This is a genomic window from Sphingobium sp. GW821-FHT02B05, assembly GCF_059421905.1.
This window is the reverse complement of sequence record NZ_JBWKVW010000001.1, coordinates 1,089,787-1,116,313: the sequence shown is the minus strand read 5'-3', so window position 1 is coordinate 1,116,313 and position 26,527 is coordinate 1,089,787. Positions and strand designations below refer to the sequence as shown.

Genomic DNA, 26,527 nt, shown 5'->3' with positions numbered 1-26,527 from the left:
GTGCATTTTAACGACGTGCGATTATGCTGTCCGGCATGAACGTCCATTCGTCCCCTACCGGCATGATGAACGACCGGCCGATGGCGCGCGCCATGGCGGGACTGTCCGCCGTTCCGGTCGGTCATGCCATCGATCTGGCGTTCTTTTTCCCTGATGAGACGCAGGCGCGGCCTGACGCCGTGATCGTGGAGACCCGTCGTCATCTGGGTGGCTGCATCGCCGCGATCGAAATGGCCCTGCGCCTGTCGCTGGAGCATGCGCCCGATGTTGCAGCCGCACTGGATCGCTGGCCGGCGCCGCTCGCCTGGTCGATGGTGCGGGCGCAACCCAGCCTGATCGGTCCCGATCTTCTTGCACATATGCAGATGCGTGCCGGCGTGACGCTGATGCTGCGCCAATTTGGACAGGCTGATGTCGAACAACTGGACGAAGGACGGGGCGACCTGATCCCGACCATCGACGACCCGGAATTTGGCGACGGGCTATCGGCGCTGGCGCTGGCCGAAGGGCGCTGGCTCGCTCTGGCCGGTGAAGATGCGCCGATGAAACCGGACCTGCCGGCCGAATATTTTGCCGATCTGCTCTGGACGGTGGCCGCCTGCCTTCATGTCGTTTCGGGGCGAACCATGGTGGACGGGGGCGATCGGTCTTTGGCGGCCTTCGATCGGTCGGGCTGGGCGCTGCTGCGCGATCATGACGAGGCCGCGTGCCCGATCGCGCAGGCGGACAAACTGGTACGCAGGATGGGCGAGCGGGCTGACGTACCAGAATTGCTCGGCGCCTTGCTGGAACAACGTCGTTTCTTGCTGTTTGCGGCAGTGGCGGCGCGGCGGCTGCGGATGGACAGCCGCCACATGATCACCATGCTGGTGATGGGGCCGGTAGCGGAACTGGCATATCTGTGCCGTGCGCTGGGTGGGTCGGCGGCCGACTATCGCATCTTGCTGCTCGCGTTGCGCCCGGTGCGGCCTTTCCTCTCGGACGCGGCGATCGTCGCGGAGGCGGAGCGTTATCAAAGCGTGAGCGAGGATCAGGCCGACAGCGCGATCGGCGCCTTGCGTACGTCGCCTGTGCTGCGCGCGAAGCTCGACCATTTGCGCGCGGTGGCCGGTACATGACGGCGCCATCGCCGGCCATCGTCCGCGCCACCCTGTCCGCCGATGGCCGCCTGCTGAGCGCGGACACACTGTTGCTGACGCTTCAGCAGGAGGCGGGGGCGGATCTGGGCGAAGCCTTTGCGGTGCCGCAACTGGTGGCGATCGCCCGGTTGGCGGCGCGCCTTGGCGTTATGGTGTCGCGGCCTGTGGTCGCGGCGGCGCAGCGCGGCGATATCGACATGTGGGTGCGGGCCAAGCCGGACGACCAGGGTGTGAGCCTGTCGATCGTGGACTGGCGCGAGCGGCCATCCGCGCCGACATTGCCCGATGATGGCCGACGCGACGCGGATATCGCGGCGTTGGCGGACGGTTGGACCTGGCAGATCGACACGCAATTGCGGTTTCAGATGGTGCTGGCGGGCGGCGGAGACAGCGGTGTGCTGCCAACCCATCCGCCTGTGCCGGGCGCGCGTTTCTCCAGCTATTTTCAGCTGGAAGCGGATGAAGATGGCGATATGGCGATGCTGCGGGGTTTCGCCCAACGGCGCGCCTTCCGCGATCAGCAGGCGGTATTGGCGAGCGAAGGCAAAAGTCGTTTCCGCCTCTCGGCTTTCCCCATGTTCGATCACGCCGGTCAGTTGACGGGCTATCGCGGCACGGCCTTCCCATTGGAAAAGGCGGTGGTCGCGCCGATGGCGGACGAAGCGCCGATGGCTATCTACCCGGCCGAGTTCGGCCGCCGCCTCGATCGATCGTTGCGCCAGCCGCTGGGGCGGATCATCGCCAATGCCGATACGATCAGCGCGCAGTTGGAAGGACCGTTGCGCCCCGATTATGCCGGCTATGCCAATGACATCGCGGCGGCGGGGCGGCATCTGATGGCGCTGGTCGATGATCTGGCCGATTTGCAGGCGATCGACCGGCCCGATTTCAGCGTGATTGCCGAAGAGGTGGATTTGGCCGATCTGGGCCGCCGCGCGGCGGGCCTGCTGGCGGTCAAGGCGCTGGATCGGCGCATCACCATCATCGCGCCGGCGCCGGAGGCAAGCCTGCCCGCAATCGGCGAATTTCGGCGTATCCTGCAAATATTGGTCAATTTGATCGGCAACGCCGTCCGCTATTCGCCCGAAGGCACCGAAGTGCGCGTGGCGACCGAATGGGAAAGCGGCCAGGCGCGCATCGCCGTGATCGATCAGGGCGCGGGCGTGGCGCAGGCGGACCGGGAACGGATTTTCGAGAAGTTCGAACGGTTGGGCCGGGACGACGCCAGCGGGAGCGGCCTTGGCCTCTATATTTCCCGACGCCTCGCCCGCGCGATGAATGGCGATATTCGCATTGGTGGCGCGCCGGGCGAGGGCGCCCGTTTCATCCTCTCCCTACCGGTCGGAAACTAAACATCTTCAACAAAAAAACGGCGCCCGATCGGGGCGCCGTTCCTTTAAAAATGCCGTGCTGTGTCGTGCTTAGCGCTTGTCGACCGAGACATAGTCGCGCTGCGTCGGGCCGGTGTAGAGCTGACGCGGGCGGCCGATCTTCTGGGCTGGATCCGAAATCATCTCGTTCCACTGCGCGACCCAGCCGACCGTACGGGCAAGGGCGAAGAGCACGGTGAACATTTCGGTCGGGAAGCCGATGGCCGACAGGATGACGCCCGAATAGAAATCGACGTTCGGGTACAGCTTCTTCTCGACGAAATAGGGGTCGTTGAGCGCGATCTGCTCCAGCTCCTTGGCGACGTCGAAGACGGGATCGTTGACGCCCAGCTTTTCCAGAACGTCCTTCGCGGTCTTCTGCATCACGGTCGCGCGCGGATCGTAATTTTTATACACGCGATGGCCAAAGCCCATCAGGCGGAACGGATCGTCCTTGTTCTTGGCGCGGGCGATATATTCAGGAATACGGTCGACGGTGCCGATTTCGCGCAGCATGTTGAGCGCGGCTTCGTTCGCGCCGCCATGTGCCGGACCCCACAGGCAGGCGATGCCAGCCGCGATGCAGGCGAACGGGTTCGCGCCCGACGAACCGGCCAGACGTACGGTCGAGGTCGAAGCATTCTGTTCGTGGTCGGCGTGCAGGATGAAAATCTTGTCCATCGCGTCGACGATGACGGGATCGGGCTCATATTCTTCCGCCGGGACCGAGAAGGTCATGCGCAGGAAATTGGCGGTATAGGACAGGTCATTGCGCGGATAGACGAAGGGCTGACCCACCGAATATTTATATGCCATCGCGGCGATCGTCGGCATCTTGGCGATCAGGCGGTGGCTGGCGATGCGGCGCTGTTCGGGATCGTTGATCTCGGTCGAGTCGTGGTAGAAGGCCGACAGGGCGCCGACGACACCGACCATGATCGCCATCGGATGTGCATCGCGGCGGAAACCGCGGAAAAACGCGCTCAACTGCTCATGCACCATGGTGTGGCGCGTGATCGTGTTGGTGAAGTCCTCCAGCTCTGCCTTCGACGGCAATTCGCCGTTCAGCAGCAGGTAGCAGACTTCCATGAAGCTGGATTCTTCGGCCAGCTGGCCGATCGGATAACCGCGGTGGAGCAGGATGCCCTGGTCGCCGTCGATGTAGGTGAGGCCGGATTCACAGCTGGCGGTCGAGGTGAAACCCGGATCGTAGGTGAACATGCCGGTATTGGCGTAGAGCTTGCGAACGTCGATGACCTGCGGACCAACGGTACCATCCATGATGGCGTAGTCCTTGGCGTCTCCCCCAACGGTCAGGTTGGCTGTGTTATCCGACATATTTTTCTCCTTGTACGTCATCAACCGGCCACTGCGTGCCCTGCGGCGGCCAGTCGTTCCAAGCTCGCCTCTTTCCCCAGAAGGAAGAGGACATCAAAAATGCCTGGCGAGGTCGTGCGGCCGGTGAGCGCCGCACGAAGCGGCTGCGCCACCTTGCCCAGTCCCAGGCCGGCATCCTCTGCCACGCGGCGTATCACGTCTTCGATCGCTTCGACCGTCCAGGACTGGACAGGCTGGAGAGCGTCGGCTGTCTTGTCGAGCAGCGCGCGCGCGGAGTCGTCTAGCAGAGCAGTGGCCTTTTCGTCAAAATCGAGCGGGCAACTTTTGAACAGAAATTCTGCTCCCTCGGCAATTTCGTTAAGGTTCTTGGCCCTGGGCTTCAGCGATGCCATAGCCTGGGTCAGGAGCGCTACATTGGTATCCGATATAGCGATTTCAAGACGCTGTTCGACCCGCGGCGCGACCAGTTTTGCCAGGCGGGCATCATCGGCTTCGCGAATATAATGGCCGTTGAGATTTTCCAGCTTCTTGATGTCGAACCGCGAGGGCGAACGACCGACTCCGTCGATATCGAACAGTTCGATGGCGCGATCGATCGCGATGATTTCTTCGTCGCCATGGCCCCAGCCCAGGCGCAGGAGATAATTCAGCACCGCTTCGGGGAGCATCCCCATTTCGTCGCGATAGGCATCAACGCCGAGCGCGCCGTGACGCTTCGACAATTTCGCGCCGTCCGAACCGTGGATCAGCGGGATGTGGGCGTAGATCGGCTCTTCCCAGTTCATCGCCTTGATGATGCTGAGTTGACGGAAGGCGTTGTTGAGGTGGTCGTCGCCGCGAATGACGTGTGTGACGCCCATGTCATGATCGTCGACCACGACGGCCAGCATATAGGTGGGCGTGCCGTCCGAACGTAGCAGGATCATGTCGTCCAGTTCGGCATTCTGCACCACGACACGGCCTTGCACCGCGTCTTCGATCACCGTTTCGCCGGTCCGGGGCGCCTTGATGCGGACGACGAAGGGGGCGCCTGCCGGCGCGTCTTCGGGCGAGCGGTCACGCCAGCGGCCATCGTAGCGCATCGGCTGCTTGGCGGCGCGCTGCTGCTCGCGCAATTCCGCCAGTTCTTCGGGCGTGGCGTAACAGCGATAGGCATGGCCCGCTTCGAGGAGCTGGTCGACGACCTCGGCATGCCGTGGGGTGCGCTCGAACTGGAACATGGCGGGTTCGTCACCGCCCAGGCCCAGCCATTCCAGACCGTCGAAAATGGCGGCCACGGCTTCTTCTGTAGAGCGGGCGCGATCCGTGTCTTCCACGCGGAGCAGGAACTTGCCCCCATGGTGGCGCGCGAACAGCCAGTTGAAGAGTGCGGTACGGGCGCCGCCAATGTGGAGGAACCCTGTTGGGGACGGGGCGAAACGGGTCACCACCTGCTTGTTCATTCCCGTTGCACTTACCGTCATATTCTTCGACATTCGCCTTGCTGACCCATGGATGCGACGCCCCCTAGCATGGCTTTTGAGCCACGACAAACCTCCCTTGGTCGGAGGGGGGCAGTGTTGTCCCGAACTGGGCTGGACGCGGTTGAAAGCTGGCTGGAATGGGAGCGCGAACAGATCGGCCTTTGGGTGCCGATCGCGCTGGGCTGCGGCATCGCAGCGTGGTTCATCCTGCCCGATGCGATGGCGTGGCTTGCCTATTGTTGCGGCATGTTGGCGCTGGCCTGCATGGGCGTGATGCTGCCGGATGGTGGGCGATTGCGGCGCATGCTTGTCGCAGGCGCACTATTGGCTTGCCTGGGGTGCCTATTGGTGTGGGGCAAGGCAGTCCTGCTGGGGCACCCCCCGCTGGCGCGGGCACGATTTGTCGAGATGACAGGCGATGTGACAGTGGTACGGCCGGTGCCGGCGCAGGCGATGGTGCGGGTCATGCTGCGGCCGGTGGACGCGCCGGACCTGCCGCAGGTGGTGCGGATCAATATCGCCGATGCGGATATGCCGGTCGGCCTGGGGGAAGGCGCGCGGATTCGCTTCCGCGTGCGGTTGATGCCGCCTGCACCGCCCAGCGTGCCGGGCGGCTATGATTTTGCAGCACGCGCCTATTTTCAGGGCATCGGGGCGACCGGCAAGGCATTGAAGCCGATCGAAGTGCTGACGCCATCGACGGCGGGGCAACCGCTGCGGACACGATTGTTCGGCCATATATTGTCGCGGGTCGATGGGCCGGCAGAGGGAATCGCGGCGGCGCTTGCCACGGGCGATCAGGGCGCCATTCCCGAAGCGGATGCAGAGGCGATGCGGCGCAGCGGGCTGGCGCATCTATTATCGATCAGCGGGCTGCATGTGACGGCGTTGATCGGCGCGGTGATTTTCCTGCTGATGCGGGTGATGGTGATCAGCCAGCGGGTGGCTTTGGGATGGCCGTTGATGCTGATCGCGGCGGCCGGTGGGGCGCTGGCGGGGATCGGCTATACGTTGCTGACCGGGGCGGAGGTGCCGACGGTGCGGTCCTGCGTCGCGGCGTTGCTGGTGCTGGGCGGGCTAGCGATGGGGCGGGATGCCGTGACGCTGCGGCTGGTGGCGACGGGCGCGCTGGTGGTGCTGGTCCTGTGGCCCGAAGCGCTGGCGGGGCCGAGCTTCCAGATGAGTTTTGCGGCCGTGACGGCATTGGTCGCGTTGGCGGAACATCAGCGTTTTCGGGCCTTTGCTGCGGCGCGAGAGGAAGGGTTGCTGGGCAAGCTGGGGCGCAATCTGGCCGTGATGCTGGCGACGGGGATAGCCGTTGAACTGGTGTTGATGCCGATCGCTCTGTTCCACTTTCACAAGGCCGGACTGCTGGGGGCCTTCGCCAATCTGATCGCCATCCCGCTGACGACGTTCGTCGTCATGCCGCTGGAGGCGCTGGCCCTGCTACTGGATGTCGCCGGGCTGGGCGCGCCGGCCTGGTGGTTGACCGAGCAGGCGCTGAACCTGTTGCTGGCGTTGGCCCATGGCGTTGCGGCCAGCCCGATGGCGAGCCTGTTGGCGCCGACCATGGGAATGGGTTTGTTCGGCATCGCCATGATCGGCCTGCTCTGGTGCCTGCTGTGGCGCACGCGCTGGCGTTGGCTGGGGTTGCCGCCTGTCCTGATCGCTGTGGCCGTGACCTTTGCCGCATCGCCACCGGATATCCTGGTGACTGGCGATGGCCGCCATGTGGCGGTGCGGACGGACAGGGGGATGGCGATATTGCGGGATCGGGCAGGGGATTATGTGCGTGACGTCCTGTCCGAAAGCGCGGGCTATGATGGCGAACTGGCGGCGATTGCCGACCTGCCGACAGCGCGTTGCTCCGTCGATCTTTGCGCTGTCCGCCTGAAGGACGGCGCGGGGCGCAGTTGGCGAGTGCTGTTTACGCGCAGCGACGTGCTGATTGCCCGGCAGGATTTTGTGCGGGATTGCGCTGCGTCAGATATCGTCGTGAGCGATCGCGGGCTGCCAGGTTGGTGCCGCCCACGCTGGCTGAAAATCGACCGCCGGCTGCTGGCGCGCACCGGCGGTCTGTCGATCGGCCTGGAAAAAGGCGAAGTTCACACCGTCCATCGGCCCGGCGACGCCCATCCCTGGATCAGTCGCCCAAGGCCCCGGCCGAGGGCGACTACGCCCTAATTATAGCGGCGCAGCAGCCCCGCGAGCTTGCCCTGGATGCGGACCTGCCGCGAGTCGTAGATTTGCGGTTCATAGGCGCTGTTCGCCGGGTCGAGGCGAACGCGGCCGCCATCGCGCCGGAAATATTTGAGCGTCGCTTCCGCCTCGTCGATCAGGGCGACGACGATCTGGCCTTCGCGGGCGACGTCGGTGCGCTGGATCAGGGCGAAGTCGCCGTCGAGAATGCCGGCCTCCATCATCGAGTCGCCGGAGACTTCCAGCGCATAATGATCGCCTGCGCCCAGCAGGGCGGCGGGGACGGATAGCATCGCCTGGCCTTCCATCGCCTCGATCGGGACACCCGCCGCGATCCGCCCGTGCATCGGGATTTCGATTACGTCATTGGCCGCGATCGGCAGGAGCGGCGGCGGCGTCACCAGCTTGGGCTTGGCCGGCACTATCGGTGCAGGCGCACGGTGCATGGCATCGGGGAGCTTGAGCACTTCCAAAGCGCGGGCGCGGTTGGGCAGGCGGCGAATGAAGCCGCGCTCTTCCAACGCATTGATCAGGCGGTGAATGCCGGACTTGGACCGCAGGTCCAGTGCGTCCTTCATTTCCTCGAACGAAGGCGATACGCCGCCTTCGTCCAATCGGGTCTGAATGAAGCTCAGCAATTCCTGCTGCTTGGGCGTCAACATCGCGGTCCTCCGTGGAACGTATGAGGAACGCATAGGAAACAGATGAAGGTTAGTCAAGCGTTCCGCGCATCACAGCGGCAGGATCGTCACGCGCGTTCCAGGCTCGGCTGGCGGCGATCCGGCAGGGCGCAGGATCAGGCAGTCGGCCATGGCCATGGCGGCGGTGGCGGCGCTGTCCTGCGCGGTGACGGAGACGATGCCGGCGGTGCTGCGAAAGGCGCGCAGATAATCGTCGCGATCGCCCGTTGCGGGGAGGGCAGACGCCAGTGAGGCGTCGGTCGTGCGCGGCAAAGGATCGCGCGCGCCGCTGACATGACGGACGAGCGGCAACAGGAAGAGCGTCGCGGTGACGAAGGCGGAAACGGGATTGCCCGGCAAGCCAAGGAACAGCGCGTCGCCAAGGCGCCCGGCCATCAGCGGCTTGCCGGGGCGCATCCGTATCTTCCAGAAATCGAGCGTGCCGCCGGCCTGGACGAAGGCGGGGCGAACAAGGTCGTGATCGCCCACCGAAGCGCCGCCGGTCGAAACGATGATGTCGGCGCTTTTGGCGCGATCCAGCGCGGCGACCATGGCGTCCAGATCATCCGGCACGATGCCGAGGTCGATGACGTCGCAGGGCAGGGCGGCGAGCAGGGCCGCCAGCATCGGCGCGTTGGAGGAGGGCAGCAGGCCGGCCGGCGTCGGCGCGCCGGGCGGCACCAGTTCATTGCCGGTGGACAGGATGGCAACGCGCGGGCGGCGAGCGACCGGCACGGCGCCATGGCCGCCCAGCACGGCGAGCGCGACCTGGGCCGGGCCAAGACAGCTGCCGGCCTCCAGCAGGATCGCGTCCCTGGCGAAGTCGGAAGCGGAGGGCCGAACATGCCGGCCCGGCGAGACCGGATCGTCGCTGGCGGTCAGCCGATCGCCGTCGCGGGTCGCATTTTCCTGGATCAATATGGCGTCGGTGCCGGGCGGCAGCGGGGCGCCGGTGAAGATGCGGCTGGCCTCACCCGGCGCGAGCGGCGCCTGCAACCCCATGCCGGCCGCGCTTTTCGCGGTGACGCGCCAGGGACCGGGCATTTCGCTCGCGCGAATAGCATAACCATCCATGGCGGAGAGGTCCGCCCAGGGCTGGTCGCGCAGGGCGGCAATATCCTGCGCCAGCCAACGGCCGGTCGCTGCGCCGATCGCCACTGTTTCCGACGGCAGCCGGTCGGCCAGCGCGAACAGGCGAGCCTGTGCTTCTGCAACCGGCAGCAGGCTCATGATTGCCGGTGCCAGTCGCCGGATTTGCCGCCGGTCTTGGCTTCAAGCCGGACCGCACCGATGACCATCGCCTTGTCCAGCGCCTTGGCCATGTCGTAGATGGTGAGCAACGCCACCGAGGCAGCGGTCAGCGCCTCCATCTCCACCCCGGTCTGGCCGGCGGTGCGCGCGGTGGCGGTCACGGTGACGCCGCCATCGTCCAGGTCGAAATCGACCGTCACGGCGCTGAGCGCGATCGGGTGGCAGAGTGGGATGAGGTCGGCGGTCTTCTTGGCCGCCATGATGCCGGCGACTCGCGCCACGGCGAGGACGTCGCCCTTCTTAACCAGCCCGTCGGCGATGGCTTTGGCGGCGTTCGCGTGCATCTCGATCCGGCCGGACGCGACCGCTTCACGCGCCGTCACCGCCTTGGCCCCGACATCGACCATGCGGGCCGCGCCATCCTCGTCCAGATGGGTAAGGGCGGTCATGCCCCGGTCAACAGATTATGGGTCGCAGCCTCCACATCCGCCTGCCGCATCAGCGTTTCGCCGACCAGGAAGCAGCGCACGCCATGTTCGGACATGGCGAGAAGGTCGGCATGGCTGCCAAGGCCGCTTTCGGCAATGAAGGTGCAGCCCGCCGGCGCCTTGCCCACCAGTTCATACGTGCGCGCGAAATCGACCGAAAAGTCGCGCAGGTCGCGATTATTGACGCCGATCAGGCGCGAACGCAGCTTTAGTGCCCGCTCCAGTTCCGCTTCGTCATGCACCTCGATCAGCGCGTCCATGCCCAGGCCGAGGGCGGCGTCCTCAATCTCCTGCATCTGGCCGTCGTCCAGCGCGGCGACGATGATGAGGATGGCATCGGCGCCCAGCGACCGGCTTTCCAGCACCTGCCAGGGGTCGACGAGAAAATCCTTGCGCAATACCGGGATGGCGCAGGCCGAGCGGGCCGCCATCAGATAATCGTCATGGCCCTGAAAATAAGGTTCGTCGGTCAGTACCGACAGGCAGGCCGCGCCGCCGGCTGCATAGGCTTGCGCGTGGGCAGGCGGATCGAAGTCCGCGCGGATCAGGCCCTTGGACGGGCTGGCCTTCTTGATTTCCGCGATCAGGCCGAAGCCGGCGCGGGCGGCATCGTCCAGCGCCTTGCGGAAACCGCGCGGCGGGGTCTGCTCGCTGGCGCGGGCGTGGAGTGAGGCGATGCTGGTCGCGGCCCGGCGGCGGACGACATCCTCGCGCTTGAAATCGCAGATTTCGATCAGCTTATTGGTCATTGATAGGCAATCCAGCAATTGAGCAGGGCGTTGGCAAGGCCACGATCGATGGTTTCGGCCGCTTCTTCCACACCCTCGCGCAGATCGGATGCGGCGTCGGCGACGACAAGGGCGGCGGCGGCATTGAGCAGCACGGCGTCGCGATACGGCCCTTCTTCGCCTTGCAGCAGGGCGCGCAGGGCGGCCGCATTATGGGCCGCGTCGCCGCCGCGGATCGCATCGACCGGGTGGGTGGACAGGCCCAGCTCCGCGGCGGTCAGGCGGCGCATCGCGACCAGTCCGTTGCCGCTGACTTCAGCGATGTCGTTGCCGCCGGCCAGCGACAGTTCGTCCAGCCCTTCGTCGCCCGATACGATCATCGCCCGGTCCGCGCCCAGTTCCGCCAGCGCTTCGGCATAGATGGGGACATAGGCGGGGCGGGCGATGCCGACCAGTTGGCGGCGGACATTGGCCGGATTGGCAAGCGGTCCCATCAGGTTGAAGATGGTGCGTTCACCGATCGCCTTGCGGATCGGGGCCAGGCGTTTGAGCGCCGGGTGATAATTTTGCGCGAAGAGGAAGCAAATGCCGAGATCGGCGAGGGTCGCTTCTGCGGTCACGGCCGCCTTGTCGAGGTTGAGGCCGAGCGCTTCGAGCGTATCGGCTGCGCCGGCTTTGGAAGAGGCGGCGCGGTTGCCATGTTTGGCGACCGGCACGCCGGCGGCTGCGACAACGAGTGAGACAGCCGTGGAGACGTTGAGCGTATGATGCCCGTCGCCCCCGGTGCCGCATACGTCGATCGCGCCGGGGGGTGCGCTGACCGGGATCATGCGAGCGCGCATCGCGCGGGCGGCGGCGGCTATCTCGGTCGCCGTCTCGCCACGACGGGCCATGGTGACAAGGAAATCGGCAATGGCTTCGTTGCTCAGGTCAGCATCGAACAAGAGGTCGAAGGCCATGGCAGCGGCATGGGCGGACAGGGGCGTGGAGGGATTAGGCAGGCTGGTCATCGCCATCGGCCTTAGTCGGCGCGGGGCCGATGAGTCGAGAGGGCGTTATGCGCTAACTTCGCACTTTTCCCGCTGATATCGTAATTAGATTTCCTCTTCCGGACATATTCGGAAAGCAGCCGGGCCATTATGGCCCGGTCACGCCGAATAGGACAGGCTCAGGCGGCTTCGCGTTCCCGTACAGGTAGGCCGGCTATGCCCATGAAATTGGCGAGCATGTCGTGGCCATGTTCGGTGGCGATGCTTTCCGGGTGGAATTGTACCGAATGAATCGGCAGGGTCGCGTGGCGGAACCCCATGACGGAGCCGTCCGCGCTGGTCGCATTGACCACCAGTTCGGCCGGAACATCCTCCACGATCAGTGAGTGATAACGGGTGGCGGTGAAGGGTGAGGGCAGACCCGCAAACAGGCCGGTGCCGTCGTGGGTGACGGGCGAGGTCTTGCCGTGCATCAGGCCACCGCGCACCACCTTGCCCCCGAAATGCTGGCCGATCGACTGATGGCCCAGGCACACGCCGAGCAACGGCGCGCCCGCGTCCGCGCAGGCGGCCACGAGGTCAAGGCTGACGCCGGCTTCATTGGGGGTGCAGGGGCCGGGCGACAGCAGGAACGCCTTTGCGCCGCTGGACAAAGCCTGGCCCGCCGAAATGGCGTCGTTACGGACGACCTCCACCTCAGCGCCGAGCTCCATCAGATAATGGACCAGGTTCCAGGTGAAGCTGTCATAATTGTCGATGACGAGGATCATGGCCCAGAGCCTTAGCGCGGGATGGGCGCGGGGGGAAGTGGGGAGCGATGCAGAGCGGTTGGGAGATTATTTTCTTTGCCCACTGCCATAGGCAGCACAAGCTTTGTCCCGCTCGCCAAGTCCATGGCTTGAAAAAGCCTTCGCTTGCGCCCATATGGGTCGGGCCGGGTTCGCCCGGCTATGGTGATAAAGTGTGTCGTATAATAGACGCAGCGGACCCGGGGGCAGTACCCGGCGGTTCCACCACATGTCCCGTGACGGCCCAGCCGGAACGGGGTGCCTGATGGGGCCGAACTAGGATCGACGTGTGTTCAAAGGCGATATTTTTACCCGGCCCGTGTAAGCCGTTAAACTGTGCAAAACTCACAAGTGCCAACGATAACGAAGCACTCGCCATTGCAGCGTAATTGAGGGCCTCACGGCCTGACATTACTCTAAAATAGCGCGGTTGAACCCACCGGGCAACAGAAGGGAATTCAGCGGTTTCCAGGGCGCCGGGCAACAGAAGTCCCTGGACCTTCTCCCGTCATCGTCATCCCATCAGGTCGTCAAACGGGCGATGCGGTCGATCGTCTCGGTGGCAGGTGCGATTCGAATCGCGGCAGTTCGGCCTGTTTTTTCAATTACGCTTTTATGACAATATGGCGTAAAATTCATAACATATTGATATTAAACAAAAGAAACTTGTTTTCTGGCAGGTCATGCTATCTTGCCCGGATGTCATCGAAATGAAATACTTCTGGCTATGTTAGAAAGTTTTTTCGAGGAGATCGGGAGATGAAAAAGGCCGCAATCACGATGGGTCTGGTGCTGGCAGCAATGATGCCCGGCATGGTCCAGGCGGCGCCCGAGGAGATGGTTGTGGTCGGCGCGCCGGATGGCACGCTGGCGGCGAGCGCGCTCCAGTCCGGTCGCTTCGGGGACGCGCAGCGCAAGCTGGCGTCGATGCCGGTCTATGGCGAGAATGATCCCGCCCGCCTCATCAACCTGGGCAATGCCTATGCGGGCCAGGGCAAGATGGCGCAGGCGCGCGAAGCCTATCGCTCCGCCCGCTTCGCGCCGGAGGTGACGCTGGTGCTGGCCAACGGCACGGAAGAATCGTCGCGGTCCGTTGCAGTCCGGGCATTGGGTCGCCTCAATCCCAGCTATGCGATGAACTGATCGGCTGACCCCTAAAGGTGCAGGGAGCGGGGGCGTCGTTCGCCAAGGATGGCGCCTCTTTGCTTTTGATGCACGGCAAAACGGCCGGGTTTCCCCGGCCGTTGGCTTGTCTGCGATGGGTGACGATCGGAGCGCGCTTCGTTGGATTGAAGCTGGTCGCGCGCTCCGCGTTTTTTGTTGTCGCATCATTTCAAGCGGAAAACCGTTTCCCACTTTTCCGCGCGATGCTTCAGAAGGCCACGGTCATCGACGCGGCGATGGTGGTGCCGATCTTGTACCGGTTGTAATAGACCTTGTTGTCGCCGGCCTGCTGATATTCCTGGAACTTGCGACCCAGGATATTGCGGGCCTCCAGCTTGAATTCGCTGTTGATGCCGCCGGGCAGCGTCACGCCCTGGCGTGCGACGAAGTCCAGCTGGATGCCCGGCTTTTCCTTGATGTCGGGCTGAAGGTTCGGACCGCGGCTGGTGACGCGGGGGCTGGCATAGGTCAGCAGCAGCGTCTGCTGCGACAGCTTTTCCGTATCTTCCAGACCCAGTTGCAGGTTGACCAGATGGTCAGACTGACCGGTCAGCGGTACGCCGTTCAGGAAATAGTCCGACGCGGCCGGCAGCTCGCCGTTGGTGTAGGTGTAGGGGATTGTCGTGTCCCCTTCCTTCACCTTCAACTTGGACTGGGTATAGGTATAGTTGCCGATCAGCGCGATGCGACGATTGGCGAAGAAATCGCCGTTCGACAGGTTGCCCAGCGGCACATATTTCTGCGCTTCCAGTTCGAAACCATAGAGCGAGGCTTCCGGTGCGTTGGCGAAGCTGGTCGTCACCGCATAGGTATCGTTGATCGTGGTGAAGGTTTCGATCGGATTGTCGATCTTCTTGTAGAAGGCCGCCGCGATCAGCCGCTCGTCACGGCCCATATACCATTCAGCGCGAATGTCCGCGTTCCACAGCTGGCTGTCCTTGAGGAAAGGGTTGCCCCGGAAGAAACGGTTGGATTCGGTGTCGAGATAGGGCTGGGCGATCAGTTCGCGGAATTGCGGGCGAGCGATCGTCTTGGACGCGCTGGCGCGGAACTGGAGGCCCTTGGCGGCTTCGAGCGTCACGGTCAGGGCGGGGAGCCAATAGTCCTTCTTGATCTGGTTGAAGGGGGTGAGGCCGGTATTGTAAACGTCCACGCCGGTCACCGACTGGTCGCCCTTTTCATACCGGACGCCCGCGTTGAAGCTGACGCCCGGAACGACCTGCGCCTGCACCTGTGCATAGCCGGCATGGACGCGCATGGCGGCGTCATAGACCGGATAATTGCCCGAAAATTCCAGCAGGCTGATGTCGTACAGCTGGATCGTGGCGTCCGACGTCAGATAGTCGGGGCGCAGCTGCTGCACGGCCAGCGGCAGGTTGGTGGCGTCATAATGTAGTTCGTAGCGCGACGACGTACGCTTCGTGTCGGTGAAGGCATAGCCCGCCGTGATGGTGAAATCGGGCGAGAATTTATAGCTGAGGTCCGCGCCGGCCGACCAGAGATCTTCATTGAGATCGCTGAACGTGACCGATGCGTCGCCGCGCTGGCGGTTGAGAGCGTTGATGAAGCGATCGCCGACCGGGTCCTCGGTCAGGGCGCGATTGGTGCGCACATAGACGAATTCGCGTTCATAGGGTGCTTCGCGCTGCGAATTGGAGAAGCCTCCGCGCACGTCCAGGCTGAGCGCATCGCTCAACTTGAACTCACCCACCAGATGGGTGTCGATCAACTGGCGCTCATACCAGGCGGTATTTTGCGTCATATAGTCGGCGCCCTGGATCTGGCCGTCATTCTGGCCGACCGACAACGCGCTGCGCTTCAAGGTGTCGCGGATGTAGAGGTTGGTCCAGCGCAGCTTCTGCTCGCCCAGTTCCAACCCGATGCCCAGCAGGGCATTGACCGTGATTTCATTGTCGGTGCTGATCTGCTGCGTATTCTTGCCCGCGCCTTCGGCCGGATTGAGCGATGCCTGTTGCAGCGTGTCGCGGGTGCGCCACTTGTTGCTGTAGGAACCGGTCGCGATGATGCCCAGGCGACCGTCACTGCCGACATCAACCGCCGTACCGGCGTTGATCGAGCCGGAGAAGTTGAACGGCAGGCTGTTGGTGCGCTGAAGCAGGGTCGTGTCCGCATTCAGGAACTGCATCGCGATGGCGCGCAGGTCGGCGCGCGGCATGTTCGGGAAGGGGGTGCCGCTCTTGATCGCTTCGTCCAGCAGCGGCGGCACGTCGCGCGAGCTGTCGTCGAAGCCGGTCCAGTCGGACTTGGCGCCATAATGGGTATAGCCCATCTGGCCCGACGTTTCCGTGTTGGCCGAGCTGCCAAAACCCAATTCCAGATAGGATTCCGTCGGGATCGCCTTGGTCGTCAGGTTGATGACGCCGCCGCCAAACTCACCGGGGAAGTTGGCCGAAAAGCTTTTCTGGACCAGGGTCGATGCGATCACGCTGGTCGGGAAGATGTCCAGCGGAACGACGCGCTTCAACGGTTCCGGGCTGGGCAGGGGGGAGCCATTCAGAAGGGCAAGCGAATAACGGTCGCCAAGGCCGCGGACATAGACATAGCCGCCCGACACGACCGACAGGCCGGTCACGCGCTGGAGCGAGCCGGCGATGTCGCCTTCGCCCGTGCGCTTGATGTCGGCGGCGGACAGGACGTTGACCACCTGCGGCGCGGCCTGCGAGATATTCGCCGTGCGGCGGCCAGTGACGACGATATCGGCGCCAGGGATCGACACGTCGACATTGCCCGATTGCGCATCGGCCTCATCGGCGGCGCTGGGCGTGGTCGTCATGCCAGCGTCGCCAGCTTGGGTCGGATTGGTCTGCGCCATCGCCATCGGCGTGACCAGCGCGGTGGAAATCAGGAGCAGGCGCGCCAGGCTGAGCGGCTTCGACATGCTATTTGTCCCCCTTGGGAAAATTCGGAGCAAAAGAAACTGGGCAAAAGAAGGCGGGGAAGCGTGATTTTACGCTCCCCCGCCCCTGTTGAGGTCAGGTGCCGATCAGCGCGGGATGGCGGTGCAGTTGCCGCTGGTGCTGCCGAAGCTGGCGGTCACCGAGTTGCAGGTCCAGCCGGCATACCAGGTGTCGGCGCTGTCCTTCACCGCACCGATATAGTTGGTGGTGGCGAAGTTGGTGTCGATGGTCTTGGGGTCGATGGCGGTACGGGCGGTTTCCGTCGCGCCATTGATGAACAGGCTGGTCAGCGACGGCGTGTAGCTGATGGTGCTGTTCGCGCCGGCTTCGAAGATCGATTGCACGGTGGCGGCATCGACGTTGCGGCTGCCCTTGTACGGCGTGCTGTTGCACTGCATCACGACCGAGATGTAGCGCGGCTTGCCGGCGTCCTGAAGCGCCGTGTCGGCGTCGCGGACGGTCGGCGTGCTGTCGATGCGCAGGCAGCTCTGGGTCGGGCTGACGATGATGCCGTTGACCAGCGCCAGGTCGGCGCCGCCGCGCAGCAGCATGGCCGCACCGTTCGAACCGGTGGTCGCGCGGTTGATGGCGGTGAAGTTGGCGACCTTGAGATACTGGCGCGGCAGGGCGTCTTCGCTGGCGTTGCTGTTGGTGCCACCGTTCGAGTCGGTTTCGAGGAAGCCGTCGCCGATGTCATTGTTGGCGCGCTGGATGCTCAGCAGGAACTGGACGGTGCCGCGATAGCCGATGTCGGTATCCAGGTTATCGTCTTCGTTGCCGGTCAGGACCAGATAGCGGGGGTGAACCGAACCACCGAAGATTTCGATGCCGTCGTCCGAGCTGTTGTGGACCTGAATATGGTCAAGCACGGTGCCGGTGCCGACGCCCGATGGGGTCAGGCCCTGCAATTCGCTCGAACCCGACAGGACGAAGCCCGAATAGCGGATCTGGACATAGGACATGCGACCCGAATTGTCGGCGTCGTCAGCGCCGCCGTAGAGCGCGCCGCTGGCACCTTCGGTGTCGCGTTCGCAGGCGGTGGTGCCGGGTGCGGCGGCCGGGGCCAAGCAGTCGGTGATCTTGGCACGGCCGAGCAGCACGACGCCGCCCCACTGGCCCGACGACTGGTCGGTGTTGGTGCCCAGGACGTTTTCACGGCTGGTGAAGACGATCGGCTGGGTGGCGGTGCCGACCGCGTTGATGCGGTTGCCGCGGTTGACGGCCAGGAAGCTGTTGCCGGTGCCCGCGAAGATGGTGACGCCCGGATCGATGGTGAGCGTGACGTTGTTGCCGGTGCTGGTAGCGCCCTGATCGGTGCCGACATCGACGCGGCCTGGCATCGAGTAGATCACGCCGGTCTGCTTCGAAATGGCGGTCGAGCTGGTGAAGCGCGCCGGGAAGGCGCAGTTACGCCAGGTGTTTGTGCCGTCCGTGATGGTGCCGGCATCGGTCAGCTGCACGGAGCCAGCAATGCTGGGGCAGGCGGCGGCAGGCGTCACAGCCGTCGGCGTGGGGGTTGGGGTCGGCGTGGGGGTGGGCGTGGGCGTAGGGGTCGGCGTCGGCGTCGGGAGGACGATCGTGCCTTCGCCGGGCGAAGCGATGTCGTCGGCGCCGCAGGCGCTCAGGCCCACGCAGGCGCAGCCCGCCATCAGGATCGTTTGGATACGGTTAATCTTGGCCATGTCGTCTCCGCTCCGGTCTTGCCGGGATGGTTGAAATGCGGAGCGCAGGGGAATTTCGATTCGGACAACGCCCCCTGTCGCCCTCGGATCGGGCAGTTAGGCCTGGCAGATGACATGGTGATGCTGGTTCTGTGACGTTGGAGAGACTATCGTGTGACAGTTTAAGGACTCTCGTGGCGTTTCCATGAAAGGCTGCGCCATGCTAAGGGCTTCATGACCGCGGGGGCGTCGACAGGGAGCAGGACTTGCAACCGGAAATCGAACTCAAGCTGCAACTGTCTGCGCACGCAGCGGAAATCTTTGCGCAATGGCCGCCATTGCAAGGGCTGGATAGCGAGGCAGCGAAGCTGCACGCCACCTATTTCGATACGTCCGACCGGCAATTGGCGCAGCAGGGCGTCAGCCTGCGCATTCGGCGTTCCGGGCGGCGGCGCATCCAGACGGTCAAGGCCAATGGACGCGGCGGGGCCGGGCTGTACGCGCGGGACGAGTGGGAGCGGCCCGTGCGTGGCAACACACCGGTGCTGGATGACGGCAATCCGGTGGCGGCATTGCTGGGCGAGGGGATCATGGATGTCGCGCCGATGTTCGATGTGGTCGTGGAACGCCGGACCTGGCTGGTGCCGCAGGATGGGGCGCTGATCGAACTGGTGCTGGACCGTGGCGTGGTGCGGGCAGCGGCGCGGGAAGAGCCGATCTGCGAAGTCGAACTGGAATTGAAGAGCGGCAGTTCGACCGCACTATTTGCGCTGGCGAGGCGGATCGATGCGGATGTGGCGGTGCGAATCGGGGTGCTGAGCAAGGCGGAGCGGGGCTATCGGCTGGCCGAGGTCTTGCCGCCCGCCCATAAGGCGGAACCGGTGCGGCTCGATCCCGACATCACGATCGGCGATGCCTTCGGGCGGATCGTAGCGCTGTGCCTGCGCCATTATCGGCTGAACGAAGCGGTGCTGCTGGAGGGCTACGCACCCACCGCGTTGCATCAGGCGCGGGTTGCCGTCCGCCGCCTGCGCACGGCGATCGGCCTGTTTCGGCCGGTGTTGCGCGCGGAGGAAGTGGCGGGCTTTCAGGGCGAGTTGCGCTGGCTGGCACATATGTTGGGCGAGGCGCGCGACCTGGATGTGCTGTCGGTCGAGGATGCGGCCGGGCAAGCGGTGCTGGAAGCGGCGAGGGTGGAGGCACATGCGCGCGTGCTGCAATGGCTGGCATCTGCGCGGGTACGGATGCTGATGCTGGACCTCACGCAATGGCTGGCGGGCGGAGCGGGTCTTGGCAACGACGCGACACGGCCGGCCTTCCCCTTTGCAACGGAGCGATTGCGCAAGCGCCGCAAACATGTCGCCAAGGGCGGCAAACATATGAAGCGGCTGAGCGACGAAGCGCGCCATGCCGTGCGAAAGGATGCGAAGAAGCTGCGCTATGCCGCTGAATATTTTGGCGGTCTTTTCCAGGCCAAGACAGCGCAGCGGTACAAGCGCTTTATCGGCAAGCTGGAAGCGATGCAGGACAGGCTCGGAAAGCTTAACGATCTGGTGAGCGCACCGGCGACGCTGGCGCGCATCGGGTTGGAGGGGAAGGCGGATTTAACGGACAAGCCGAAACTGCTTTCCGCCGCGGCAAAGGCGCATGGCAAGCTGGCGGAGGCTCGGCCTTTCTGGGATTGATTACCCCCAGGGGCGTTCGCGATACCATTTGGTGATGACGTGCTTGACGCCCGTCCGCACCTTCATGCCATGATGGATGCTGGCCGGATTGGGTTCGCCCGAAGCCAGGCGATTATTCCATATCAACAATTTGCCCGTCTCCGGCTGCACCGTCTTGCCGATCTTCGTGAAGCGGGTGGCGCCGCCGGCGGCCGGTTCGTTCAGATAGACCATCAGTGTCCAGGTGCGGTTGCCCGCGACCGAGCAATAGCGCGCATAATCCGCGCCCTTGGGGTCGAAATAGTCGGTATGCGCCTTGAATTCCTGCCCCACATCATAGCGTTGCCCCTGGATCGGTTCGCCATGGGGCGTGGCGATGCCGGCAAAGGCGTCCAGCCGCGCATTGATGGCGGCGACGAAGGGGTCGCCATGGTCGAGATCGCAGGTTTCGCTGGTGCGGAAATAGCCGTCGCCATTGGCGTCCGCGATGGTCGAGGGTCGGCGCTTATCGTCGATGCGCTCGACCAGTTGGGCGCATTCCTGCGCGTTCAGGAAATCGCGCTGGATGAACAGCGTCAATTCCTTGCTGGGCACCCGTTGGATGCGGGGATGCGATGCGATCCAGGCAGGGTCGGCATCGCTATGCGCCGGGGCGTCGATCTGGTTCGTCATGGGCGATCCGAAAAGGGCGAAGATGATGGAAAGACGACGCCACGCCTATCTTCCGCCCGTGAAAATGCAAGTCGTGGGACGCAGCAATTACGCCCTGTCATATATCAGTCATATAATTGTCATTCGGGAGTAAGATCACCCGCCTAGCTGACCTCCAGGGAATAGACGGGGGCCTGCTTCACCATCATGCGTGTGCCATTTGGCGATAGGATGCGCGGTTTCAGGCGCGAACGGCCGGCATCGCTTCCGGCGATCGACTGGCTGGCGCTGCTCGAAAAGCTGCTGCTGGTGGTGCTGGCATTGCAACTGGTGCGGCTTGTCTGGGCCGTGATGGCGCCGGTCGGCAGTTTTGGCCCATGGGAAGGGCGGCAGGCGCATACGCTGTCGCCCGCCGCGCGGCAGGCGCTCTTCGCCAGTTTCGACCCCTTCTTCCGCAGCGGCGCACCGCAGCAAGCCGGCAGCGGTGTCGTCACATCGCTGGCGCTTACCCTATACGGTGTGCGGCTGAACGAAGGGTCGGGGCTGGGTTCCGCAATCATCGCGTCGCCCGACGGGGTACAGAACAGTTTCGCCGTGGGTGATGAGGTCATGCCGGGCGTGGTGCTGAAAGCCGTCGCCTTCGATCATGTCACGATCGACCGGGGTGGGGCGGAGGAACAGATTTTCCTCGACCAATCGACGCCGGCGCCCGAAGCCGAACCGGCTCCGGCGAGCGGTGCAGGCTGGCAGAGCGCCGCGCCGCCACCGCCCGCGGCATCCGGCGCCGGTCCTACCGTCGATAGCCTGAAGCGAGACATCGGCTTTGCCCCGCGTTTGCAGAATGGCCGCGTCACGGGGCTTGCCGTCCTGTCCAAGGGACCGGGCTTTGCCGACGTGGGTTTCAAGCCCGGCGATATAGTGAGCCAGGTCAATGGCCAGCCTATCGGATCGGCCGGCGATCTTCAGACCCTTCAGAACCAGATCGCGCCCGGCGCGCGCCTCTCCCTGACCGTCGAGCGCGGCGCCGCCGTCGCATCGGTCAACATCATAGTGCAAGGCCAATGACCCGCAAACTCCTTCTCTCCGCCGCCACGGCCCCGATTGTCTGCATTCTGGCCCTGGCCACGCCGATCGCCGCGCCGCTCATGGCGCAACAGACGCTGAACGTGCGAGATGCCGACATCCGCGCCTTCATTCAGGATGCGGCGCGGGTGACGGGTCGCACCTTCATCATCGACAATAAGGTGCAGGGGAAGGTGTCGGTCGTGACCGACCGGCCGCTGAGCCGATCCGAGTATTTCGAGATCGTGCTGTCGACCCTGCGCGCCAATGGGCTGGTCGCGGTGCCGGCGCCGGGCGGCGCCTATCGCATCCAGCCGGCCGATGGCGCAGCGGGCCAGCCGAGCAGCGTGGGCCGGGCGGCCAATCGCAACAGCTTCGTGACCGAAGTCTTCCGCCTGCGTTCGATCGACGCGGCGAGCGCGCTGGAAACGCTGCGCCCGCTGGTGAGCAAGGAAGGCTCCGTCACTGCCAACCGCGCGGGCAACAGCGTGGTCGTGGCCGATTATGCCGACAATATCGCACGCATCCGGCAGGTGATCGCCCGTATCGATCGCGACACGGCGGCAACGCAGATGGTGATGCTGAAAAATGCCGGCGCGCGGGAAATTGCGACGTCGTTGCAGGCGCTGGTGGCGAGCGGGGGCGGCGAAAATGCCGCGCCGTCGGCCGCGACCGTCGTGCCGATCGACAGCAGCAACGCGGTGGCGATCCGGGGCGATGCCAATACCGTGGCCCGGCTGGTGGCGATGGCCCGGCAACTGGACCAGCAGGCGGCGAGCGGTACGGAAATCCGGGTCTATTGGCTGGAACATGCCGATGCCGAAAAGCTGCTGCCGGTGTTGCAGCAATTGGTGGGTCAATCGACCAGCCAGCCGGTGACGGCATCCACCCCGGCCGCCGGTGGCGCAGCCCCCGCATCGCAGGCGGCGGCGCCGGTGGCGGCCGCATCCTCTTCATCTTCGTCCAGCGGCGGTGGCATTTCCACGCGCGGTCCGGCGATCGTCACCCGCTATGAAGGCGCGAACGCCATCATCGTCGCGGCCAATAGCGACGTGCAACGGATGCTGGGTGAGACGATCCGTCAGGTCGATACCCGCCGCGAACAGGTGCTGGTCGAAGCGATCATCGTGGAAATCAGCGATGCGGCGGCCAAGAAGCTGGGCGTGCAGTTCCTGCTCGGCAGCACATCGACCGGCTTTGCCGCGACCAATTACAGCAATGCGTCGCCCAATTTGCTGACCCTGGCCGGTGCCTATGGGGCGACCCAGCTGGGCACGACGACGACGACCGTGGTGGCGGCCGATGGCACGCGGACGACGACCGAGGTGCAGAATAGCGGCGACCTCGCCAGCAGCTTGCAGGAGGCCGCGATCAGTAGCCTGACCAGCGCGACCGGCGCGATTGCGGGCCTGGGCGGCAGCATCGGCAAGAACGGTATCTTCGGCGCGATCATCAATGCGGTGAAGTCCGACACGGAAAGCAATCTGCTCTCCACGCCGTCGGTGATGACGCTGGACAATCAGAAGGCGTCGATCCTGGTCGGGCAGCAGGTGCCGGTGACGACGGGAGAGGCGCTCAGCCAGAATTTCGACAACCAGTTCCGCACCGTGCAGCGGCAGGATGTCGGCATCAAGCTGGAGGTAAAGCCCCAGATCAACACCGGCGGCGCGATCAAGCTGTTCCTGAAGCAGGAAGTGTCGAGCGTGGCCGGGCCGGTCAGCAACTCCAGCAGCGACCTCATCATCAACAAGCGTGAGATCGAGACGACCGTCACCGTGGACGATGGCGAGATCCTCGCGCTCGGCGGTCTGCTGGACGATAATGAGCGCAAGACGATCGAACGCATTCCGCTGCTGTCCGACATTCCGGGGCTGGGCGAGCTGTTCAAATCGCGCAGCCGCAGCCGGTCCAAGACCAATTTGATGGTCTTCATCCGCCCGACCATCCTGCGGTCGAAGGAAGACGCCCAGCGGCTGACGCAGCAGCGCTACGGCTATGTCCGGGGCATGCAGTTGCAGCGCAATCCCGACATGGAGCCGACCATCGACGAACTGGTGCGAGACTATATGGGCGCGACCCCGCCCGTCGCGGCGCAACCGGGCGATGCGGTGGTGCAGCCCGATGCGGGCGCGACGCCATCACAGGTCATCGAGCCCAGCGTCCGCCAGTCGAGCGGCGTCGTGCGACCGGTCGAATTACCGGCAAGCGGAGAGCAGAAGTGAGCGATCAGTCGCAAGCCGTTGAATTTCCTTCGGCGCCATCGCGGCCGATCGACATCCCCTATGTCTTCGCCCGCAAACATGGCGTGGTCATGCTGCCGGTGGAGGGCGATCGTCTGACGATTGCCGTGCGTGAGGGCAGCGATCCGCGCGTCCTGTTGGAAGTCCGCCGCCATCTGGCGCGCAGTTTCGACGTCATCTTCGTCGCGCCGGGCGAGTTCGATCGGCACCTGTCGAATCATTATGCGATGGAGGGCAGCGCAGCCGCCATGGCGGGATCGCTGGAGGTCGGCGCGGACGAGCTGGATATTCTCGCCGCCGATATCCCCACGGCCGACGACCTGCTCGACAGCGCCGACGATGCGCCGGCGATCCGCCTGATCAACGGCATCATCGCCGAAGCCGCGCGGCAGGGCGTGTCCGACATCCACATCGAACCCTATGAAACCGGTCTGATCGTGCGCATGCGCGTGGATGGCGTGTTGCGCGAAACGCTGCGCATGCCGCCCCATGTGGCGCCCGTGGTGGTCAGCCGCATCAAGGTGATGGCGCGCCTGGACATTGCCGAGCGGCGCGTGCCGCAGGACGGGCGCATCGGCCTGACGCTGGGCGGCAAGCTGCTCGACGTGCGTGTTTCCACCCTGCCGAGCCGGGCCGGCGAGCGGGTGGTGCTGCGCATCCTGGACAAGGAGAATGCCGGCATCACGCTCGACCTGCTGGGCATGACGGGCACGCCGGACAGGATTTTCCGCGAAGGGCTGAACGAACCCAACGGCATCATCCTGGTCACCGGGCCGACCGGGTCGGGCAAGACGACGACGCTCTACGCCGGTCTGCGCCAGTTGAACGACGGGTCGCGCAACATCCTGACGGTCGAAGACCCGGTCGAATATGCGATGGAAGGTGTGGGCCAGACGCAGGTCAATGCCAAGGTCGGCCTGACCTTTGCCGCTGGCCTGCGCGCCATCCTTCGGCAGGATCCCGACGTCGTCATGGTCGGCGAAATCCGCGATCGCGAAACCGCGGAGATTGCGGTGCAGGCGTCGCTGACGGGGCACCTCGTCCTGTCGACCGTCCATACCAATGATGCGGTCGGCGCCATCACCCGGATGCGCGACATGCGGGTCGAACCCTTTCTGCTCGCCTCGACGCTGCGCGCAGTCATCGCCCAGCGTCTGGTGCGCCGCCTCTGCCAGAGCTGTCGCGAGCCGGTGCAGGCGGACAAGTCGGCCAGCGCGTTGCTGGGCTTCGATCCGGGCACGATCATCTATCGGGCGCGCGGTTGCGACGCTTGTAACGGTACCGGCTATAAGGGCCGGATCGGCGTGTTCGAAGCGATCCGGGTGGACGATACCATCCGTCGGCTCATCAACGACGGTGGCGACGAATCGCTGATCGCGCGCCATGCCTTCCTGAACGCGCCCAATCTGGGGTCTGCGGCACGGGCGCTGGTGCGTGACGGGCAGACCACGGCGGAGGAGGCGATCCGCGTGTCGCGTCGCGATTCCGTCGATGCGGAAACCATCGCCGATGGCTGATTTCGACTATAGCGTCATCGACCCGGCAGGGCGGGAACGCAGCGGGAGCATGAAGGCCGCCACGATCGAGGATGCGCGCGCGAAGCTGGATGCGCGCAAGCTGTTCATCGTACGGATCGAGCCGGGCGCGGTCGAAACGGCGCGCAAGCGGGCAGGGCTGTCGCTGCGCACGCCGCGCCTGTCGGCCAAGGAATTGACGCTCTTCACCCGCCAGCTGTCGACGCTGATCCAGGTCAGCCCGCTGGAAGAATCGCTGCGGACCATCTGCAAGCAGAGCGAGCAGGATCATGTCCGGGCGATCGTGGGCAAGGTGCATGGTGGCGTGCTGGAAGGGCGGCGGCTGGCCGATGCGCTGGGCGCAGAACCCAAGAGTTTCCCGCCGCTCTTTCGCGCGATGATTTCCGCCGGCGAAAGCTCCGGCAGCCTGCCGACGATCATGGAGCGTCTGTCGGACCTGATGGAACGGCAGGCGGTGATGCGGTCCAAGGTGCTGACGGCGATCGCCTATCCATCCGTGCTGGCGACCTTTGCCATATTCGTGGTCGCGGCGTTGATGATCTTCGTCGTGCCCAAGGTGGTGGAGCAGTTCGATACGGTGGGACAGGAATTGCCCCTGCTGACCCGCATGGTGATGGGCGTGTCCGCCTTCCTGGCCGCTTATTGGTGGTTGCTGCTGATCCTGATGGCGGCAGGTGGCGTGGGTTTCTGGCGTGCGATGAAGATGGATCGCTTTCGCTACCGCTTCGATGCCATGCTGCTCGGCCTGCCCTTGCTGGGGCGCCTGATCCGCGATCTGCATGCGGCACGCATGGCGCGCACCCTGTCGACCATGATCGCCAGCCGGCTGCCCCTGATGGAGGGTCTGTCGCTGACCGCCAACACCGTCCACAACCGGGTGCTGCGCAAGGCGTCCGACGAGATTGTGGAAGCGATCCGGGGGGGTGGGAGCCTGTCCGCCGCGCTGCGCCGGGCCGGCGTGTTTCCGCCCTTGCTCGTCTATCTGGCTGCCAGCGGCGAGAGCGCCGGGCGGCTCGACACGATGCTGGAGCGCGCTGCCGACTATCTGGAGCGTGAGTTCGACAGCTTCACCTCTGCCGCGCTGGCGATGCTGGAGCCTGTCATCATCATATTGATGGGCGGCATCGTCGCCGTCATCATCCTGTCCATCCTGCTGCCGATCTTGCAGCTGCAAAGCCTCACCGGGGCTTGAAGGAGTC

Annotated in this window: 20 protein-coding genes and 1 other RNA gene; 10 read left to right on the top strand and 11 right to left on the bottom strand. The window is 64.6% G+C overall.

Annotated features, from left to right (window positions below):
- Positions 1 to 35 precede the first annotated feature (35 nt).
- Positions 36 to 1,118 carry a DUF2336 domain-containing protein gene (locus tag AC07UX_RS05585; protein ID WP_495190968.1) on the top strand — a complete coding sequence of 361 codons (1,083 nt, stop codon included), beginning with the start codon at positions 36 to 38 and terminating at the stop codon, positions 1,116 to 1,118.
- Positions 1,115 to 2,491, top strand: a complete 1,377-nt coding sequence (locus tag AC07UX_RS05580) for a sensor histidine kinase (protein ID WP_495190967.1) — start codon at positions 1,115 to 1,117, stop codon at positions 2,489 to 2,491. The genes AC07UX_RS05585 and AC07UX_RS05580 overlap by 4 nt, the downstream gene beginning before the upstream one ends.
- Positions 2,492 to 2,560: 69 nt before the next feature.
- On the opposite strand, the gene gltA is transcribed toward AC07UX_RS05580, so the two are convergent.
- Both gltA and gltX read right to left on the bottom strand, forming a co-directional pair.
- A complete protein-coding gene (gene gltA / locus AC07UX_RS05575; RefSeq protein WP_495190966.1) occupies positions 2,561 to 3,847 on the bottom strand; it encodes a citrate synthase in 1,287 nt (428 codons plus the stop codon).
- Between the two features lie 20 nt (positions 3,848 to 3,867).
- Positions 3,868 to 5,289: a glutamate--tRNA ligase gene (gltX, locus tag AC07UX_RS05570; RefSeq protein WP_495191799.1), complete on the bottom strand. Its 1,422-nt coding sequence runs from the start codon at positions 5,287 to 5,289 to the stop codon at positions 3,868 to 3,870.
- Between the two features lie 69 nt (positions 5,290 to 5,358).
- On the opposite strand from gltX, the gene AC07UX_RS05565 reads away from it, so the two are divergent.
- Complete coding sequence (locus AC07UX_RS05565) at positions 5,359 to 7,494, top strand: ComEC/Rec2 family competence protein (protein WP_495190965.1); 2,136 nt, start codon at positions 5,359 to 5,361, stop codon at positions 7,492 to 7,494.
- Here the strand turns inward: AC07UX_RS05565 and lexA are convergent.
- The 6 genes from lexA to AC07UX_RS05535 form a co-directional block, all read right to left on the bottom strand.
- The gene (lexA, locus tag AC07UX_RS05560) at positions 7,491 to 8,171 is read right to left on the bottom strand and encodes a transcriptional repressor LexA (RefSeq protein ID WP_495190964.1); all 681 of its coding nucleotides are present in this window, start codon (positions 8,169 to 8,171) and stop codon (positions 7,491 to 7,493) included. The two genes, AC07UX_RS05565 and lexA, sit on opposite strands and share 4 nt — an antisense overlap.
- A 69-nt stretch (positions 8,172 to 8,240) precedes the next feature.
- A complete protein-coding gene (locus AC07UX_RS05555; RefSeq protein WP_495190963.1) occupies positions 8,241 to 9,419 on the bottom strand; it encodes a molybdopterin molybdotransferase MoeA in 1,179 nt (392 codons plus the stop codon).
- Positions 9,416 to 9,889: a cyclic pyranopterin monophosphate synthase MoaC gene (gene moaC, locus AC07UX_RS05550; RefSeq protein WP_495190962.1), complete on the bottom strand. Its 474-nt coding sequence runs from the start codon at positions 9,887 to 9,889 to the stop codon at positions 9,416 to 9,418. Before moaC ends, AC07UX_RS05555 begins: the two co-directional genes overlap by 4 nt.
- Positions 9,886 to 10,677: an indole-3-glycerol phosphate synthase TrpC gene (trpC, locus tag AC07UX_RS05545; RefSeq protein WP_495190961.1), complete on the bottom strand. Its 792-nt coding sequence runs from the start codon at positions 10,675 to 10,677 to the stop codon at positions 9,886 to 9,888. Before trpC ends, moaC begins: the two co-directional genes overlap by 4 nt.
- Positions 10,674 to 11,666, bottom strand: a complete 993-nt coding sequence (gene trpD, locus AC07UX_RS05540; protein ID WP_495190960.1) for an anthranilate phosphoribosyltransferase — start codon at positions 11,664 to 11,666, stop codon at positions 10,674 to 10,676. The genes trpC and trpD overlap by 4 nt, the downstream gene beginning before the upstream one ends.
- A gap of 158 nt (positions 11,667 to 11,824) precedes the next feature.
- Complete coding sequence (locus AC07UX_RS05535; RefSeq protein WP_495190959.1) at positions 11,825 to 12,415, bottom strand: anthranilate synthase component II; 591 nt, start codon at positions 12,413 to 12,415, stop codon at positions 11,825 to 11,827.
- Positions 12,416 to 12,539: 124 nt separating this feature from the next.
- Here AC07UX_RS05535 and ssrA point away from each other — a divergent pair.
- Both ssrA and AC07UX_RS05525 read left to right on the top strand, forming a co-directional pair.
- Positions 12,540 to 12,894: a transfer-messenger RNA gene (gene ssrA / locus AC07UX_RS05530) on the top strand.
- Between the two features lie 298 nt (positions 12,895 to 13,192).
- Complete coding sequence (locus AC07UX_RS05525; RefSeq protein ID WP_495190958.1) at positions 13,193 to 13,576, top strand: tetratricopeptide repeat protein; 384 nt, start codon at positions 13,193 to 13,195, stop codon at positions 13,574 to 13,576.
- Positions 13,577 to 13,805: 229 nt separating this feature from the next.
- Here AC07UX_RS05525 and AC07UX_RS05520 read toward each other — a convergent pair whose 3' ends face one another.
- Together AC07UX_RS05520 and AC07UX_RS05515 are read right to left on the bottom strand one after the other, a co-directional pair.
- Entirely contained in the window at positions 13,806 to 16,496 is a 2,691-nt protein-coding gene (locus AC07UX_RS05520; protein ID WP_495190957.1) for a TonB-dependent receptor domain-containing protein, read from the bottom strand.
- Positions 16,497 to 16,601: 105 nt separating this feature from the next.
- Positions 16,602 to 18,197: a beta-helix domain-containing protein gene (locus AC07UX_RS05515; protein ID WP_495190956.1), complete on the bottom strand. Its 1,596-nt coding sequence runs from the start codon at positions 18,195 to 18,197 to the stop codon at positions 16,602 to 16,604.
- A gap of 245 nt (positions 18,198 to 18,442) precedes the next feature.
- Here AC07UX_RS05515 and AC07UX_RS05510 point away from each other — a divergent pair, with 245 nt between their 5' ends.
- Positions 18,443 to 19,861 (top strand): CYTH and CHAD domain-containing protein, encoded by a 1,419-nt coding sequence (locus tag AC07UX_RS05510; protein ID WP_495190955.1) that lies wholly within the window; start codon positions 18,443 to 18,445, stop codon positions 19,859 to 19,861.
- Here the strand turns inward: AC07UX_RS05510 and AC07UX_RS05505 are convergent, their stop codons facing one another.
- A complete protein-coding gene (locus AC07UX_RS05505; RefSeq protein WP_495190954.1) occupies positions 19,862 to 20,512 on the bottom strand; it encodes a prolyl hydroxylase family protein in 651 nt (216 codons plus the stop codon).
- Positions 20,513 to 20,698: 186 nt separating this feature from the next.
- Between AC07UX_RS05505 and AC07UX_RS05500 the strand changes: the two genes are divergently transcribed.
- From AC07UX_RS05500 to gspF, 4 genes are read left to right on the top strand one after another with little or no spacing between them, the layout of a single operon-like run.
- The gene (locus AC07UX_RS05500; protein WP_495190953.1) at positions 20,699 to 21,556 is read left to right on the top strand and encodes a type II secretion system protein N; all 858 of its coding nucleotides are present in this window, start codon (positions 20,699 to 20,701) and stop codon (positions 21,554 to 21,556) included.
- Positions 21,553 to 23,775 carry a type II secretion system secretin GspD gene (gene gspD / locus AC07UX_RS05495; protein ID WP_495190952.1) on the top strand — a complete coding sequence of 741 codons (2,223 nt, stop codon included), beginning with the start codon at positions 21,553 to 21,555 and terminating at the stop codon, positions 23,773 to 23,775. Before AC07UX_RS05500 ends, gspD begins: the two co-directional genes overlap by 4 nt.
- On the top strand, positions 23,772 to 25,310 hold the full coding sequence (gene gspE / locus AC07UX_RS05490) for a type II secretion system ATPase GspE (protein ID WP_495190951.1): 1,539 nt from the start codon (positions 23,772 to 23,774) through the stop codon (positions 25,308 to 25,310). Before gspD ends, gspE begins: the two co-directional genes overlap by 4 nt.
- Positions 25,303 to 26,520, top strand: coding sequence for a type II secretion system inner membrane protein GspF (gspF, locus tag AC07UX_RS05485; RefSeq protein ID WP_495190950.1), 1,218 nt, complete (start codon positions 25,303 to 25,305; stop codon positions 26,518 to 26,520). The genes gspE and gspF overlap by 8 nt, the downstream gene beginning before the upstream one ends.
- Positions 26,521 to 26,527: the final 7 nt, after the last annotated feature.

What these genes read in the sequence shown, in the direction of transcription:
- AC07UX_RS05585 (WP_495190968.1), top strand. Translation starts at nt 36, where the DNA reads ATGAACGTCCATTCGTCCCCTACCGGCATGATGAACGACCGGCCGATG.
- AC07UX_RS05580 (WP_495190967.1), top strand. Translation starts at nt 1,115, where the DNA reads ATGACGGCGCCATCGCCGGCCATCGTCCGCGCCACCCTGTCCGCCGAT.
- gltA (WP_495190966.1), bottom strand. Translation starts at nt 3,847, where the DNA reads ATGTCGGATAACACAGCCAACCTGACCGTTGGGGGAGACGCCAAGGAC.
- gltX (WP_495191799.1), bottom strand. Translation starts at nt 5,289, where the DNA reads ATGAACAAGCAGGTGGTGACCCGTTTCGCCCCGTCCCCAACAGGGTTC.
- AC07UX_RS05565 (WP_495190965.1), top strand. Translation starts at nt 5,359, where the DNA reads ATGGCTTTTGAGCCACGACAAACCTCCCTTGGTCGGAGGGGGGCAGTG.
- lexA (WP_495190964.1), bottom strand. Translation starts at nt 8,171, where the DNA reads ATGTTGACGCCCAAGCAGCAGGAATTGCTGAGCTTCATTCAGACCCGA.
- AC07UX_RS05555 (WP_495190963.1), bottom strand. Translation starts at nt 9,419, where the DNA reads ATGAGCCTGCTGCCGGTTGCAGAAGCACAGGCTCGCCTGTTCGCGCTG.
- moaC (WP_495190962.1), bottom strand. Translation starts at nt 9,889, where the DNA reads ATGACCGCCCTTACCCATCTGGACGAGGATGGCGCGGCCCGCATGGTC.
- trpC (WP_495190961.1), bottom strand. Translation starts at nt 10,677, where the DNA reads ATGACCAATAAGCTGATCGAAATCTGCGATTTCAAGCGCGAGGATGTC.
- trpD (WP_495190960.1), bottom strand. Translation starts at nt 11,666, where the DNA reads ATGACCAGCCTGCCTAATCCCTCCACGCCCCTGTCCGCCCATGCCGCT.
- AC07UX_RS05535 (WP_495190959.1), bottom strand. Translation starts at nt 12,415, where the DNA reads ATGATCCTCGTCATCGACAATTATGACAGCTTCACCTGGAACCTGGTC.
- AC07UX_RS05525 (WP_495190958.1), top strand. Translation starts at nt 13,193, where the DNA reads ATGAAAAAGGCCGCAATCACGATGGGTCTGGTGCTGGCAGCAATGATG.
- AC07UX_RS05520 (WP_495190957.1), bottom strand. Translation starts at nt 16,496, where the DNA reads ATGTCGAAGCCGCTCAGCCTGGCGCGCCTGCTCCTGATTTCCACCGCG.
- AC07UX_RS05515 (WP_495190956.1), bottom strand. Translation starts at nt 18,197, where the DNA reads ATGGCCAAGATTAACCGTATCCAAACGATCCTGATGGCGGGCTGCGCC.
- AC07UX_RS05505 (WP_495190954.1), bottom strand. Translation starts at nt 20,512, where the DNA reads ATGACGAACCAGATCGACGCCCCGGCGCATAGCGATGCCGACCCTGCC.
- AC07UX_RS05500 (WP_495190953.1), top strand. Translation starts at nt 20,699, where the DNA reads ATGCGTGTGCCATTTGGCGATAGGATGCGCGGTTTCAGGCGCGAACGG.
- gspD (WP_495190952.1), top strand. Translation starts at nt 21,553, where the DNA reads ATGACCCGCAAACTCCTTCTCTCCGCCGCCACGGCCCCGATTGTCTGC.
- gspF (WP_495190950.1), top strand. Translation starts at nt 25,303, where the DNA reads ATGGCTGATTTCGACTATAGCGTCATCGACCCGGCAGGGCGGGAACGC.